The sequence below is a fragment of the Streptococcus sp. KCJ4932 genome (assembly GCF_004352745.1).
GTDB classification, from domain to species: domain Bacteria; phylum Bacillota; class Bacilli; order Lactobacillales; family Streptococcaceae; genus Streptococcus; species Streptococcus ruminicola.
In genome coordinates this window covers 37,529-52,509 of the sequence record NZ_SJWW01000003.1, presented here as the reverse complement: position 1 = coordinate 52,509, position 14,981 = coordinate 37,529, and the positions used below count along the sequence as shown (strand labels likewise).

13 protein-coding genes are annotated in these 14,981 nt (G+C 40.0%); 11 read left to right on the top strand and 2 right to left on the bottom strand.

All coding sequences use genetic code 11. From position 1 onward, the window contains the following. The first annotated feature begins 27 nt into the window (after positions 1 to 27). From prfA to E0E02_RS02010, 8 genes are all read left to right on the top strand, one after another. The gene (gene prfA / locus E0E02_RS02045; RefSeq protein ID WP_074482165.1) at positions 28 to 1,107 is read left to right on the top strand and encodes a peptide chain release factor 1; all 1,080 of its coding nucleotides are present in this window, start codon (positions 28 to 30) and stop codon (positions 1,105 to 1,107) included. Next, positions 1,107 to 1,937, top strand: a complete 831-nt coding sequence (gene prmC, locus E0E02_RS02040; protein ID WP_133017722.1) for a peptide chain release factor N(5)-glutamine methyltransferase — start codon at positions 1,107 to 1,109, stop codon at positions 1,935 to 1,937. Before prfA ends, prmC begins: the two co-directional genes overlap by 1 nt. After that, entirely contained in the window at positions 1,930 to 2,529 is a 600-nt protein-coding gene (locus tag E0E02_RS02035) for an L-threonylcarbamoyladenylate synthase (protein ID WP_133017721.1), read from the top strand. Before prmC ends, E0E02_RS02035 begins: the two co-directional genes overlap by 8 nt. 82 nt (positions 2,530 to 2,611) lie before the next feature. After that, a complete protein-coding gene (gene glyA, locus E0E02_RS02030; protein WP_133017720.1) occupies positions 2,612 to 3,862 on the top strand; it encodes a serine hydroxymethyltransferase in 1,251 nt (416 codons plus the stop codon). Between the two features lie 41 nt (positions 3,863 to 3,903). Then, positions 3,904 to 4,881: a nucleoid-associated protein gene (locus E0E02_RS02025; RefSeq protein WP_039696955.1), complete on the top strand. Its 978-nt coding sequence runs from the start codon at positions 3,904 to 3,906 to the stop codon at positions 4,879 to 4,881. Beyond that, positions 4,881 to 5,483, top strand: coding sequence for a lysozyme family protein (locus E0E02_RS02020; protein ID WP_074601803.1), 603 nt, complete (start codon positions 4,881 to 4,883; stop codon positions 5,481 to 5,483). Before E0E02_RS02025 ends, E0E02_RS02020 begins: the two co-directional genes overlap by 1 nt. Positions 5,484 to 5,528: 45 nt before the next feature. Then, a complete protein-coding gene (locus E0E02_RS02015; protein ID WP_133017719.1) occupies positions 5,529 to 7,253 on the top strand; it encodes an ABC transporter ATP-binding protein in 1,725 nt (574 codons plus the stop codon). Between the two features lie 3 nt (positions 7,254 to 7,256). Next, the gene (locus E0E02_RS02010; RefSeq protein ID WP_133017718.1) at positions 7,257 to 8,993 is read left to right on the top strand and encodes an ABC transporter ATP-binding protein; all 1,737 of its coding nucleotides are present in this window, start codon (positions 7,257 to 7,259) and stop codon (positions 8,991 to 8,993) included. 76 nt (positions 8,994 to 9,069) lie between these two features. Here the strand turns inward: E0E02_RS02010 and E0E02_RS02005 are convergent, their stop codons facing one another. Beyond that, positions 9,070 to 10,527 (bottom strand): alpha-amylase, encoded by a 1,458-nt coding sequence (locus tag E0E02_RS02005; protein WP_133017717.1) that lies wholly within the window; start codon positions 10,525 to 10,527, stop codon positions 9,070 to 9,072. A 114-nt stretch (positions 10,528 to 10,641) separates the two neighbouring features. Beyond that, a complete protein-coding gene (locus tag E0E02_RS02000; RefSeq protein WP_133017716.1) occupies positions 10,642 to 11,241 on the bottom strand; it encodes a VTT domain-containing protein in 600 nt (199 codons plus the stop codon). Between the two features lie 371 nt (positions 11,242 to 11,612). On the opposite strand from E0E02_RS02000, the gene E0E02_RS01995 reads away from it, so the two are divergent. Genes E0E02_RS01995 through E0E02_RS01985 form a run of 3 tightly spaced genes read left to right on the top strand, consistent with a single transcriptional unit; the run spans position 11,613 to position 14,972 of the window. Further along, positions 11,613 to 12,578 (top strand): thiamine pyrophosphate-dependent dehydrogenase E1 component subunit alpha, encoded by a 966-nt coding sequence (locus E0E02_RS01995; RefSeq protein ID WP_133017715.1) that lies wholly within the window; start codon positions 11,613 to 11,615, stop codon positions 12,576 to 12,578. 30 nt (positions 12,579 to 12,608) lie between these two features. Next, complete coding sequence (locus tag E0E02_RS01990) at positions 12,609 to 13,613, top strand: alpha-ketoacid dehydrogenase subunit beta (protein ID WP_133017714.1); 1,005 nt, start codon at positions 12,609 to 12,611, stop codon at positions 13,611 to 13,613. A gap of 15 nt (positions 13,614 to 13,628) precedes the next feature. Continuing rightward, on the top strand, positions 13,629 to 14,972 hold the full coding sequence (locus tag E0E02_RS01985; protein ID WP_133017713.1) for a dihydrolipoamide acetyltransferase: 1,344 nt from the start codon (positions 13,629 to 13,631) through the stop codon (positions 14,970 to 14,972). Positions 14,973 to 14,981 lie beyond the last annotated feature (9 nt).

Sequence of the window (14,981 nt, the reverse complement as noted above, 5' to 3'; positions counted from 1 at the left end):
TTGTAAGAGAGAGGATAACAAACACACATGAACATTTATGATCAGCTACAAGCGGTCGAAGACCGTTATGAGGAATTAGGAGAATTACTAAGTGACCCAGATGTCGTTAGTGATACAAAACGTTTCATGGCTTTGTCAAAAGAAGAAGCAAGCACGCGTGAAACAGTAGCCGTTTACCGTGAATACAAAAAAGTTCTTCAAAACATCGAAGATGCCGAAGAAATGATTAAAGATGCTGGTGGCGATCCAGAACTTGAAGAAATGGCAAAAGAAGAACTCAAAGAATCAAAAGCAGCAAAAGAAGATTACGAAGAAAAACTTAAAATTCTTCTTTTACCAAAAGACCCTAACGATGATAAGAACATCATTTTGGAAATTCGCGGTGCCGCTGGTGGTGATGAAGCTGCTCTATTTGCTGGTGACCTTCTTCAAATGTACCAAAAATACGCTGAAAGCCAAGGCTGGAAATTTGAAGTTATGGAAGCCTCATACAATGGTGTCGGTGGTATCAAAGAAGTTGTTGTCATGGTATCAGGTCAATCTGTTTATTCTAAATTGAAATATGAATCAGGTGCTCACCGTGTGCAACGTGTCCCTGTAACTGAAAGCCAAGGTCGTGTTCACACATCAACAGCTACTGTCCTTGTTATGCCAGAAGTAGAAGAAGTTGAATACGAAATCGATCCAAAAGATTTGCGTGTAGATATCTACCACGCATCAGGTGCTGGTGGACAAAACGTCAACAAAGTTGCGACTGCCGTTCGTATGGTTCACATTCCAACTGGTATCAAAGTTGAAATGCAAGAAGAACGTACACAACAAAAGAACCGCGATAAAGCCATGAAAGTTATCCGTGCGCGTGTCGCTGACCACTTTGCTCAAATCGCTCAAGATGAACAAGATGCTGAACGTAAATCAACAGTTGGTACTGGTGACCGTTCAGAACGTATCCGTACATATAACTTCCCACAAAACCGTGTGACAGACCACCGTATTGGTTTGACATTGCAAAAACTTGATAGCATTTTGTCAGGTAAATTGGATGAAGTGATTGATGCGCTTATTCTTTTTGATCAAACTAAGAAACTAGAAGAGTTAAATAAATAATGAACTACGCTGAAACAATCAGCCAACTAGAAAAAAACTTACAAGAAATTGGAGAAGATCCAGAAAACCTCACTTACGTTTTTCGTGAGTTAAAGGGCTGGAGTCTTCTTGATTTCATCTTACATCAAAATAAAGAAGTGACTGAATCAGATCAGAAGCTCCTTGAGTCAATCATGGGTCAGCTAGAAGATCATCGTTCACCGCAGTACATCACTGGAAAAGCTTATTTTCGTGATTTGGAGCTTGCGGTTGATGAGCGTGTCTTGATTCCGAGACCTGAAACGGAAGAATTGGTTGATTTGGTTTTAAAGGAAAATGGTAAAGCAGATTTACGTGTTTTAGATATTGGAACGGGCAGCGGAGCTATTGCCATTTCACTTAAGTCTGCGCGACCTGACTGGCAAGTTACAGCCTCAGATATCTCGCAAGCTGCTCTGCAATTGGCTGAAGAAAACAGTAAGCTCAATCAAGTGTCGCTTGATTTTGTGGCATCAGATGTTTTTAGCCAGATTACAGGGACTTTTGATGTGATTATTTCAAACCCGCCTTATATTGCTTATGATGATAAGGATGAAGTTGGGGTGAATGTTCTTGCTTCTGAACCTCACTTGGCGCTTTTTGCGGACGAGGATGGCTTTGCTATTTACCGTCAAATTATCGAAGGTGCTGGTGAGCATTTATCAGAAAATGGTAAACTTTATTTTGAAATTGGCTACAAGCAAGGAGATGGTTTGCGTGCTTTGCTTAGCAAACATTTCCCACAAAAACGTGTCCGTGTCTTAGAAGACATATTTGGTAAAGATAGAATGGTCGTGATGGATAATGGCTAATTTGGAAGAAATACTTCAAACGGGTGGTGCGGTGATTTTGCCGACAGAAACCGTCTATGGGCTTTTTGCACAAGCCATGAATGATGAAGCAGTTGAACATGTGTATCACTTAAAACGTCGTCCTAAAGACAAAGCCATGAATCTTAATGTGGCAGATTATGAGACAATTTTAGCTTTTTCCAAAAATCAGCCATCTTATCTTAAAAAACTGTATGATGCTTTTTTACCTGGACCGTTAACCATTATTTTACAGGCAAATGACCGTGTGCCAGCTTGGATCAATTCTGGCTTATCAACAATTGGTTTTAGAATTCCAAAACACCCGCAGACTTTGGCACTTATTAAAGAGACCGGTCCTCTCATTGGACCGTCAGCCAATATTTCTGGTCAAGAAAGTGGCAAAGTTTTTGTACAAATTCAGAAGCAGTTTGGCAACTCAGTTGAAGGGCTTGCTGACGATGCTGCCATCACTGGTGTTGACTCGACAATTTTGGATTTGTCTGGTGATTTTGCACGTATTTTACGTCAGGGAGCTATTACAAAAGAAGATTTGTTGGCGCGTGTCCCTGAGTTGACGTTTGCAAAAGATTAGATTTGGAATTTATTTGATACTGTTTCGGCTTTTACAATCGAGAGAAGATTGTGACTTGATCTTATCAAAAGGAGATAAGGATATGATTTTTGACAAGGAAAACTACGAAGCATTTGACACCGAACTTTGGCAAGCTATCCATGCGGAAGAAGTTCGTCAACAAAATAACATTGAACTCATTGCCTCTGAAAATGTTGTTTCTAAAGCTGTTATGGCAGCTCAAGGAACAGTACTGACAAATAAATATGCCGAAGGTTATCCTGGCAAACGTTATTATGGCGGTACTGATTGTGTGGACGTGGTTGAAAATTTGGCTATCGAACGTGCCAAAGAATTGTTTGGTGCTAAGTTTGCCAATGTTCAACCGCATTCAGGAAGTCAAGCTAATGCCGCAGCATACATGGCTTTAATCCAACCTGGGGATACTGTCTTAGGAATGGATTTGGCTGCGGGAGGTCACTTGACTCATGGGGCATCAGTCAGCTTTTCAGGAAAAACATACCATTTTATCTCTTATTCAGTTGACCCTGTCACAGAACGTATCGATTATGATAAATTGGCAGATTTGGCTAAGGAAGTCAAACCTAAGTTAATCGTTGCTGGGGCATCAGCTTATTCACGTATTATTGATTTTCCGAGATTTCGCGAGATTGCAGACAGCGTTGGTGCTTATCTAATGGTTGATATGGCCCACATTGCTGGTCTTGTGGCATCTGGTCATCACCCAAGTCCAGTCCCATATGCTCATGTGACAACGACAACTACTCACAAAACCCTTCGTGGCCCTCGTGGCGGACTCATTTTGACAAATGATGAAGCTATTGCTAAGAAGATTAATTCTGCAGTCTTTCCGGGTCTTCAAGGTGGTCCATTGATGCATGTGATTGCTGGAAAAGCTGTCGCTCTAAAAGAAGCGCTGGATCCAGCTTTCAAAGAATACGGTGAACAGGTGATTAAAAATGCAGCTGCTATGGCTGATGTCTTTAATCAACACTCTGATTTCCGTGTCATTTCAGGCGGTACAGATAACCACGTCTTTTTGGTTGACGTGACTAAAGTGGTTGAAAATGGAAAATTGGCACAAAATATTCTTGAGTCTGTTAACATTACGCTCAACAAAAATTCAATTCCATTTGAAACCTTGTCACCATTTAAGACATCTGGTATTCGTATTGGTTCACCAGCCATTACCAGTCGTGGAATGGGTGAGAAAGAATCATGCCTTATTGCTGAATTGATTGTAAAAGCTCTTGAAAACTATCAAAACGAAACTATTTTAGAGGAGGTTCGTCGTGAGGTTAAAGCATTGACAGATGCTTTCCCACTTTATTAACGAACAGCTGAACACTTTTAAGTGTTCAGACAGACTTAACCATGATTGATTTGTATATTAAACGCATTGTTATTCATCAATTTACGCCAAATGATACGGAATTGATTTTGTCAGATCAGTTATTGACGATTACGCCGCGTATTGATGAGTATTTTCGTAAAAAATTAAGCAAAGTTTTCTCAGATGAAGCCAAACGTGGAACGTTCTCAGAAGACAATGTCTTTCTTAGTTATTTGAGTGATGATTTGATGGAATCATCCGTTAAAATCGCTCAGCTTTGGAAAGAAGAGTTTGTCATTTCTGATAATCAAAAGACAAATGATTTGGTCTTCATCCAATTTGATAAAGACGGTGTTGAGCATTTTGCTTTCCTTCGTGTTGCGTTAAGAGAAAATTTCACGCATATCTCAAGTGACAGTGAAAGTCCGATTAAAATCACACAAAATAATTACCCATCTGCGGCTCAAACACCAGATGAAGCCTTGGTGATTAATCGTGTTAACCATCATTATTATTTGATTGAAAAACGCATTAAGCACAATGGTAGCTTTGCCAACTATTTCTCAGAGAATCTCTTGCAAGTTCAGCCTGAACAGTCGGTCAAAAAATCGATTAAAATGGTGGAACAAGCAGCCCAAAAAATTGCTGAAAACTTCCAACAAGATGATTTTGCTTTCCAATCTAAAATGAAAGCAGCTATTCATAAAAATTTGGAAGAAGAGCAAGAATTATCACCTGAAAAATTGGCAGATCAACTCTTTGACAATAATTTAACAGCTCGTTTAACCTTTGTTGATGAGTTGAAAGAGAGCATCCCAGAGCCAATTCAGGTCTCAGACATTGACCATTCGCGCCAAACGAAAAAATTAGAGAATCAAAAATTATCACTGTCAAATGGTATTCAATTGATTGTTCCTAATAATGTTTATGAAGACGCTGAGTCGGTTGAATTTATTCAAAATCCAAATGGAACCTATTCCATCTTGATTAAAAATATAGAGGATATTCAAAATAAATAATGTTTAAGTTCTTAAAACGCCTGATTGTACTGGCATTTGTCATTTTCTGTGGCTACCAAGTTTACGTCACTCATGAAAATGTTCATAATGTATTGCAGTATAAAAGCATGGTCAAAGAGATTTTAGACGATAATGACACCACAGCCAACGTTGAGTTGGTCTTGGCAATGATTTACACAGAAACAAAGGGAAATGATGGCGACGTTATGCAATCTAGTGAAAGTTCAGACGGCGTTGCTAATTCCATCACTGATAGTAAAACGAGTATTCGCCAAGGGGTCACAGTCCTTTCAGAAAATCTTTCTTTAGCCCATGAGGCAGGAGTAGATGTTTGGACAGCTGTTCAAGCTTATAACTTTGGAACATCTTATATTGATTATGTTGCAAGGCACGGTAGTAAAAATACAATTACTTTAGCTAAAACTTATTCACGCGATGTAGTAGCTCCAAGTCTTGGTAACACGACTGGTGAATCTTATTTTTACTATCATCCTCTGGCTTTGATTTCAGGTGGACAGCTATATCGAAATGGTGGTAATATTTACTACTCGCGTGAGGTTCATTTTAATTTATATTTGATTGAATTAATGAGCTTATTTTAAAATAGTAAGGTTTAGAGTTTAATATCTCTATTAAAAAAGAGAAATATGAAATATTTAAGTCGTTATTTCAAAGGGTACCTTAAAGAGACTATCTTAGGTCCCCTTTTCAAATTGTTTGAAGCATCTTTTGAATTATTAGTTCCTATTATCATTGCGCGAATCGTTGATACGATTATTCCAAGCAATAACAAGATGAATCTTGTTTTGATGATTGGACTTTTGTTCCTATTCGCTGTTGTCGGTGTCATTGTGGCGATTACCGCACAATACTTTTCTTCAAAAGCCGCAGTTGGCTATACGCGTCAGCTGACCAAAGATTTGTTTAAAAAAATCATGGGCTTGAGTAAGGAAGACCGTGATAAACTGACAACTTCAAGTTTGGTAACACGCTTAATCAGCGATACTTACCAAATCCAAACAGGAATTAACCAATTCTTGCGTCTTTTCTTACGCGCGCCGATTATTGTCTTTGGTGCCATCATCATGGCTTTTAATATCAGCCCTAAGATGACTATCGACTTTTTGGTCATGGTTGCCATTTTATTTATGATTGTCTTTACCATGTCACATCTGTTGAATCCAATTTATGCTAGCATTCGTCGTGCAACAGATAAGATTGTTAACATGACACGTCAGCAGTTGGAAGGGGTTCGTGTTATTCGAGCTTTTGGTCAAGTGGACAAAGAAGAAAGAGAATTTGCGGCTGCTAACCAAAACTACACTGACTTGCAATTAAAAGCGGGGCGCTTATCAAGTTTGGTAACTCCACTGACTTACCTTGTGGTTAATAGCACTTTGGTTCTTGTGATTTGGCAAGGAAATATCCAAATCGGTAAAGGTCTTCTTTCTCAAGGAATGTTGATTGCCTTGGTTAACTACCTTTTGCAAATTTTGACTGAATTGCTTAAGATGACAATGCTTGTAACCTCTCTTAACCAATCATTTATCAGTGCTAAACGTATCACAGAAGTTTTTGAAAAAGAGTCTGAAGACTTGTCGACTGAGCTTGAAGAAATGACATCTGATTTTGCGGTTAGCGTGAGTGATATGAGCTTCACTTATCCAACAGCAGCAGAACCATCACTATCACACATTGATTTTCAACTAAATCCAGGTGACTTTTTAGGAGTTATTGGGGGAACTGGTTCAGGGAAATCAACCTTAGTTGAACTCCTTACACATCTCTACACACCTCAGGAAGGTCGCTTAGCCATTTTCCAAAATCAAAAATCGCCTAAAACCTTAGGTGAGTGGCGCTCATGGGTCAATGTGGTGCCGCAAAAAGCCGAGCTTTTCCAAGGTACGATTCGTTCTAACTTAACTCTAGGAATGAAGGGTGATGTGAGCGATGAGACGCTTTGGAAAGCTTTGGATATTGCACAAGCGAGTGATTTTGTTTCTGAAAAAGAAGGACAGTTAGATGCGACAGTTGAAGCCTTTGGCCGTAATTTCTCTGGAGGACAACGTCAACGTTTGACGATTGCGCGTGCTATTGTTCAAAAAGCTCCGCTTCTTATTTTGGATGATTCTACATCAGCCCTTGATTACTTGACAGAATCAAAATTATTGACTGCTATTCATGAGCAATTGAGTGATACAACTTTGATTTTGATTTCACAACGTACTAATAGTTTGAAGGCTGCTGATAAGATTTTGCTTTTGGATAAGGGACATCAACTAGGATTTGCTAGTCACGATGAATTGCTTGCAACTAATGAGCTTTACCGAGACATCCATTACTCACAACACCAAAAAGGAAAGGAGGACTAGAAGATGAAAGCTAGAAAACAATCTGATACAAGTCGTCGTTTGTTTAAAGAACTTCTTTCTCAAAAGGGACTTGTGATTGGAGCGACTCTTGGAACAATTGCCCAAGTGGCTCTAACGGTTTACCTTCCTGTCCTAATTGGTAATGCAGTTGACGTGGTGTTATCACCAAAATCATTGACCTTGATTATCCCGATTATCACGAAAATGGCAATTGTCATTGGTCTAAATACTTTGGTTCAGTGGTTGAATCCATTGATTTACAATCGTTTGACCTTTGGTTATATCTATGATCTTCGTCAAAGAGTTATGGCAAAATTGAACCAAATGCCGATTTCTTATTTGGATAAGAAAAGCTCTGGTGATTTGGTCAGTCGTGTCACAACTGACGCTGAGCAATTAAGTAATGGTCTCTTGATGGTCTTCAACCAATTTTTCATTGGGGTTTTGACAATTATCATTACTATCGTGACAATGGCTGACATTGATTTATTGATGCTTGGTTTGGTGCTTATTTTGACACCTTTATCTCTTTTCTTAGCACGCTTTATTGCTAATAAGAGCTATCATTTGTATCAAAAACAAACTAAATCTCGTGGTCGCCAAACGCAGTACATTGAAGAGATGATTCGTCAAGAAAGTCTTTTGCATGTCTTTAATGCGCAAGAAGCAGCGATTGATACTTTCACAGAAATCAATGATACTTATGCGGACTATTCACAAGGTGCCATTTTCTATTCATCAACGGTTAACCCATCAACACGCTTTATCAATAGTTTGATTTACGCTTTGCTTGCAGGTGTCGGGGCTCTCCGTATCATGTCAGGTGCCTTTACCGTTGGTCAATTGACAACTTTCTTGAATTACGTCACTCAATATACCAAACCATTTAATGATATTTCATCAGTGTTGTCTGAATTGCAAGGTGCCATTGCCTGTGCGGAACGACTTTACGATATTTTAGATGAAGAATACGAGCCACTTCCAGTAAAAGCACAGCTTGAGGCTGATAAGATTCAAGGACAAATTGAATTTAAAGATGTGTCATTTGGTTACACACCACAGAAAACTTTGATTAATCATTTGAATCTCTCAATCCCTGCCGCTTCAAAAGTTGCTATCGTTGGGCCGACTGGTGCTGGTAAATCAACTTTGATTAATCTTTTGATGCGTTTCTACGAAGTTGATAAGGGTGCAATTTACCTTGATGGCGTGTCAATGGCTGATTACTCAGTTGAAGAGCTCCGCCAACAAATCGGGATGGTTCTGCAAGAGACTTGGTTAAAAGTCGGAACAATTCATGATAACATCGCTTATGGTAATCCAGAGGCTACTCGTGAAGAAGTGATTGCAGCAGCAAAAGCAGCCAACGCAGATTTCTTCATTCGTCAATTGCCAAATGGTTATGATACATACTTGTCTGATGCGGGAGCGTCATTGTCACAAGGTCAACGTCAGCTTTTGACCATCGCTCGTATTTTTGTGAAATTACCAAAAATCTTGATTTTGGACGAAGCGACATCATCTATCGATACTCGCACAGAAATCCTTGTTCAAGAAGCCTTTGAAAAATTGATGAAAGGTCGTACAAGCTTTATCATCGCTCACCGTTTGTCAACGATTCAATCAGCCGACTGTATCTTAGTAATGGTTGATGGTGATATCGTAGAATACGGTACCCACGATGAATTAATGACAAAACAAGGCGTTTATTATCAAATGCAAACAGCACAAGCAGGATAGACCATTTGTTTTGTTACATAAATATAAATATGCAAAAAGTGATTAGAAATATTTTCTAATCGCTTTTTTTAGATCATTATTTTGTTAGTGGTATCCAAGTGCTGATTGATTTTTCACCGACTAGGAAATCGCCATAGCCTTGCTCATCGATTTGGACATGTTCAGTTTGGTTGCCAAGAGCATCAGTGAACAATTTACCAGCCCATTTTTCTCCAACAAACATGCGCTTTGATGTGGATTTACTATTGTTGATGAGAACAGCAAGAGCAGTAGGGTGTTTGTCATCTCCAAGGCAAGTCCAGCCTATACAGTTAGCTTGGTCAAAGTAATCTAGTTCTTGACCATAAACGGCGTTTTTTCTAAGTTCAAGCAATTTATCAATGACAGTTTGGAAGCTTTCCTGAGCAAATTGTCCCGAAATGCCGTAATAATCTCCGTAGAAAATGCAAGGAAGTCCAGTTTGTCGAAGCAGAATCAAAGCATAAGCTGCTGGTTTAAACCATTCTTCGATAGTTGATTCCAGTGCTTGACCACGTTGGGTATCATGATTATCAACAAACGTAACAGCAGAATCTGGATGATTTTTCACCAAGGTTTGCTCGAAAATCTGACGTAAATCATAAGTTTCCTTGGCTTTACTTGCTTCAAAGAGATTTTGGTGGAGGCGAACATCGACCAAATCAAACCGATAATCAGTACTTGCTAGGTAATCATTATTTGACTTTTCATCACCGTTCCAAAATTCACCAAAAACATAGAAACTATTGCCGTACTTGGCTTTCATATCACGGATAAAGTTTCCCATGAAGAAAGAATCGATGTGCTTAATGGCGTCTAAACGGAACCCCTTAACTCCAGTTGTTTCAACAAACCAATCTGCCCAATCGTAGATATTTTTGATGACTTCTGGATGTTTGAAATCTAGGTCGGCATACATGAGGTAATCGTAATTTCCATTTTCACCGTCAACCAATTCTTGGTTTGCCCAACCTTTGTTGTCTCCTTGAATTTGGAAAATGCCAGTTTTACCAGTTTTGACATCATAGTCTGTGCCCGTAAAGTGGTACCAATGCCATTCAAAGTCGTTGTAGGCACGGTGGCGACCCTCAAAGGTAAAATTTGTCCACCCTTCAATTTCAAAAGGCTGACTGAGAACCTTTGTTCGGTCTTCTGGAGCAACTTCAACAACCTTAAAGGTTTCGGTGTGGTCAGCAGCAGCCTTATGATTTAAAATGACGTCAGCTAAAGGCTCAATACCATTATTTTTAAGAGCTGAAATAGCTTCTAGGTAATCAGCTTTTGTTCCGTATTTTGTTCGAACGGTTCCTTTTTGGTTAAATTCACCTAGGTCAAAAAGGTCATAGACGCCATAGCCCACATCACCATCATGCGTCGCTTTAAAAGCAGGGGGCATCCAAATTTTGGTGATACCTTTTTGGGCAAGATGAGAAGCATCGGCTGCCAAACGTTTCCAGTGTTTACCGTCATTTGGTAAATACCATTCAAAGTATTGCATCAAAGTTTCATTTGTCATGATAGAGTACCTCAAAGAGAAAGACTTTTTCTTTTATTTTAGCAGAAAGTTCAAATAATGCAAACGTTTGCGCTGTAAAAATAACTAAAAAGTTCTAAGAAAAAATCCCAGAACTTAGATGATATGAATGACCCATTCACCACCATAAAAAAGCAGTAAAATGTGACCAATAATTGAGATGGGTTTGCAGCAGATGATGATTCTAGCGAAGGTTTTAAACGGCATGTTACTGAGAGCTGCTAACATAACCAGTAAGTCTGCAGGGGCAAAAGGTAGAAGCATACAAATAATGAAAATCACGGTAAAAGATTTGTGTCCAGCAATCAAGGATTCGTATTTTTTTAGTGTGGCTTCTTTGATGAAAAGAAGGCAGAAACGCTTTCCATACCAACGTGTCAGTAAAAACAAAATCATTGTCCCAATAATAATGCCGATACAACTTGTCAAAACGCCAACAAGAGGATGGAAAGTCATGACAGCAAGCATCATAGTAAGGCTAGCAGGAACGATAGGAACGACAACCTGCATCATCTGGAAGATGGTGAACATGATTGCTCCCCAGACTTTATCCTGACCGATGAGTGCTTGAATTTTTTCCTGATTGGTCAGATAACCGTGCTGATATAGCCAGAAAATACAGGCACACGAAACGATAAAGACAAGAGCTGACAGGATATGAATTAAGCGTTGAATAATTTTATAGTGCTGAAACAAAAACTAATCTCCCATCTAATTCTTTCTTTGCTGCTATCATTGTAAAACTTTTTGCAGATAAGTCAATACGTTTAAAGAAATGCCTAAAAAATGAAAATAGGTCTTAAGACGGATGCAGCTTAATAAAGAAAATCATATAATATAACCATCCTAAAAACTTTTCATATAACTCCGAAGCAAGTGGTTTTCCCGGCCGCTTGCTTTTTTTATTGGCCGACTAATTTTAGAAATCTTGTTAATCCAAGGCGCGCTGTGCGTCTTTTTTATTTTTCTTTAAACGCTTCCAAAAAAGCGGTTAAATTATTTGTGATTTGAGACATAATAGCTTATGATTAATGGACTAACTAAGAAAGATATTTGGAGGGCAAAAGATGACTTTGTCTCGAGAACTATATATGGAAATGTATCTGAAGATGCAGCGTATTCGTGAATTTGATATGCGAATTAATAAGCTAGTCCGTCGTGGCTTTGTCCAAGGAATGACGCACTTTTCTGTTGGAGAAGAGGCGGCTAGTGTTGGAGCGATTGCTCATTTATCTTACGATGATATTATTTTTTCAAACCACCGTGGTCACGGACAAAGCATTGCCAAAGATATGGATTTGAATAAAATGATGGCCGAGCTTGCTGGAAAAGCAACGGGTGTGTCAAAAGGTCGCGGTGGTTCTATGCACTTGGCTGATTTTGAAAAAGGCAATTACGGCACGAATGGGATTGTTGGTGGTGGATATGCCCTTGCTGTTGGCGCAGCTATTACCCAAGATTATCAAAAAACTGGTAATATCGTTGTGGCTTTTTCTGGCGACGGGGCAACCAACGAAGGCTCTTTTCATGAATCGGTCAACTTAGCAGCTACTTGGAAACTCCCAGTGATTTTTTATATCATCAATAATCGCTACGGAATTTCGATGAATATCAAGCGTGCGACAAATACACCTCACCTTTATACACGCGCAGAAGCTTATGGTATTCCAGGATTTTATTGTGAGGATGGCAATGATGTTTTAGCAGTTTACGAGACAATGGGCAAGGCAGTGGAACATGTGCGTTCTGGTAATGGCCCTGCGATTGTTGAGGTAGAATCTTACCGTTGGTTCGGGCATTCAACAGCTGATGCTGGAAAATATCGCAGCAAAGAAGAGGTGGGTGAGTGGAAGAAAAAAGATCCGCTTGTCAAATTCCGTACTTATTTGACGGAACATGAGCTAGCAAGTATTGCCGAACTTGATGCTATTGATGCTCAAGTGGTGAAAGAAGTCGATGAGGCTTATGAATTTGCTAAAAATAGTCCTGCACCAGATTTGTCAGTCGCTTTTGAAGATGTCTGGGTAGACTAAGCAGCCTTTCGTTAATAGAGGAGAAAAATAATGACTGAAACAAAACAAATGGCCTTGCGCGAGGCAATCAATCTTGCCATGACAGAAGAAATGCGAAAAGATGAGACCATTTTTCTCATGGGAGAAGATGTCGGAATTTACGGCGGAGATTTTGGCACGTCTGTAGGAATGTTTGAAGAATTTGGTCCAGAACGTGTCAGAGACACTCCAATTTCAGAAGCGGCTATTGCTGGGAGTGCAATTGGAGCTGCTATTACAGGTCTTCGTCCGATTGTTGACGTGACTTTCATGGATTTTATCACCATTATGATGGATGCCATTGTCAACAATGGTGCTAAAAACAATTACATGTTTGGTGGTGGGTTGAAAACGCCGGTCACTTTTCGGGTAGCATCAGGTTCAGGAATCGGTTCAGCGGCTCAGCATTCGCAATCTTTGGAGGCTTGGCTGACACATATTCCAGGGATAAAAGTAGTAGCACCTGGTACTGCAAATGACGCCAAGGGCCTTTTAAAATCAGCTATTCGAGATAACAATATTGTCATTTTCATGGAGCCTAAGGCACTTTATGGCAAGAAAGAAGAGGTTTCTCTTGATAGTGATGAGTACATTCCACTTGGTAAGGGAGACATTAAGCGAGAAGGGACTGATTTGACGATTGTGACTTATGGTCGCATGTTAGAGCGTGTTCTTAAAGCTGCTGATGAAGTTGCTGCTGACGGCATTAGCGTTGAAGTGGTTGACCCTCGCACCCTCATTCCGCTTGATAAGGATTTGATTATCAATTCGGTTAAGAAAACGGGCAAGTTGATGTTAGTCAATGACGCTTATAAAACAGGTGGTTTTATTGGAGAAATAGCTGCGCAGGTTACAGAAAGCGAAGCTTTTGATTATCTTGATTATCCAATTGTGCGTTTGGCGAGTGAAGATGTACCAGTGCCTTATGCCAGTGTTTTGGAACAAGCTATCCTACCTGATGTCGAAAAGATTAAAGCGGCTATTTATAAGATGACTCGAAACGGGCGCGCGAATTAAAAGGAGGTGCTTTCTGTGGCAAATGAGATTATCATGCCAAAACTTGGCGTTGACATGCAAGAGGGAGAAATTCTCGAGTGGAAATTTTCCGAAGGCGATGTAGTGAACGAAGGTGACATTCTCCTTGAAATCATGTCCGACAAAACTAATATGGAAATCGAAGCTGAAAACTCAGGTGTTCTACTGAAAATCGTGCATCCTGCTGGCGACGTGGTGCCAGTGACTGAGGTAATCGGCTATATCGGAGCAGTAGGGGAAAACGTTGATGATTTGGTGGGAGAAGGGCAGGCTGAACAGTTAGAGCCTGTTCAGGAAGCATCAGCTGATTTCTCTCAACCGTCTGATGCGCCAGCTATTTTTCAAAAAGGTAAGATACGTGCGACACCAGCAGCAAGAAAGCTAGCCGCAGAGCGTGGAATCGTGCTTGATAGCATCAGTGGGACTGGTGAAAATGGGCGTATTCATAAAGATGACGTGGCGAAGTTTGCTAAGGTGAGCGTCACGCCGCTTGCTCGTAAGATTGCGGCAGATATGGGCCTTGAGCTTTCTGGTATCGCTGGAACTGGTGCTAGTGGCAAGATTACTAAAGATGATGTCCTTGCTAAAGCAGGTGCCGATAAGAATGAGAGTAGTGAGGAGGTTCACAGTGTGCCAGATGGTATCGAAGTGATTAAAATGTCTGCCATGCGTCAGGCGATTTCAAAAGGCATGTCGAAGTCTTACTTTACAGCTCCAACTTTCACGCTTGATTATGACATTGATATGACGAATCTTTTGGCGCTTCGTAAGCAGTTGATTGAGCCAATCATGGCAAAAACGGGCTACAAGGTGACTGTTACCGACCTGATTGGACTTGCGGTTACGAAGACCTTGATGAAAGAGGAGCATCGTTATTTAAATGCCTCTTTGATTAATGACGCGAAAGCTATTGAGTTGCATCATTTTGTTAATCTGGGTATTGCCGTGGGCTTGCCAGATGGTTTGGTGGTTCCAGTTGTTCATGGTGCTGATAAGATGACCTTGTCTGATTTTGTGGTTGCCTCAAAAGATGTGATTCAGAAAGCGCAAGCTGGTAAATTAAAAGCAGCTGATATGTCTGGGTCAACTTTCTCTATCACAAACCTAGGGATGTTTGGAGTTAAGTCCTTTAACCCGATTATCAACCAGCCAAACTCTGCCATTTTAGGGATTTCTGCGACTGTTGACACGCCAGTTGCTATTGATGGACAGGTAGTGATTCGTCCAATTATGGGACTTAGCTTGACCATTGATCACCGTTTGGTCGACGGGATGAATGGCGCTAAATTTATGTTGGATTTAAAAGCGCTGTTGGAAAATCCTTTGCAACTACTGATTTGAGATTAAAAA

What these genes read in the sequence shown, in the direction of transcription:
- prfA (WP_074482165.1), top strand. Translation starts at nt 28, where the DNA reads ATGAACATTTATGATCAGCTACAAGCGGTCGAAGACCGTTATGAGGAA.
- prmC (WP_133017722.1), top strand. Translation starts at nt 1,107, where the DNA reads ATGAACTACGCTGAAACAATCAGCCAACTAGAAAAAAACTTACAAGAA.
- E0E02_RS02035 (WP_133017721.1), top strand. Translation starts at nt 1,930, where the DNA reads ATGGCTAATTTGGAAGAAATACTTCAAACGGGTGGTGCGGTGATTTTG.
- glyA (WP_133017720.1), top strand. Translation starts at nt 2,612, where the DNA reads ATGATTTTTGACAAGGAAAACTACGAAGCATTTGACACCGAACTTTGG.
- E0E02_RS02025 (WP_039696955.1), top strand. Translation starts at nt 3,904, where the DNA reads ATGATTGATTTGTATATTAAACGCATTGTTATTCATCAATTTACGCCA.
- E0E02_RS02020 (WP_074601803.1), top strand. Translation starts at nt 4,881, where the DNA reads ATGTTTAAGTTCTTAAAACGCCTGATTGTACTGGCATTTGTCATTTTC.
- E0E02_RS02015 (WP_133017719.1), top strand. Translation starts at nt 5,529, where the DNA reads ATGAAATATTTAAGTCGTTATTTCAAAGGGTACCTTAAAGAGACTATC.
- E0E02_RS02010 (WP_133017718.1), top strand. Translation starts at nt 7,257, where the DNA reads ATGAAAGCTAGAAAACAATCTGATACAAGTCGTCGTTTGTTTAAAGAA.
- E0E02_RS02005 (WP_133017717.1), bottom strand. Translation starts at nt 10,527, where the DNA reads ATGACAAATGAAACTTTGATGCAATACTTTGAATGGTATTTACCAAAT.
- E0E02_RS01995 (WP_133017715.1), top strand. Translation starts at nt 11,613, where the DNA reads ATGACTTTGTCTCGAGAACTATATATGGAAATGTATCTGAAGATGCAG.
- E0E02_RS01990 (WP_133017714.1), top strand. Translation starts at nt 12,609, where the DNA reads ATGACTGAAACAAAACAAATGGCCTTGCGCGAGGCAATCAATCTTGCC.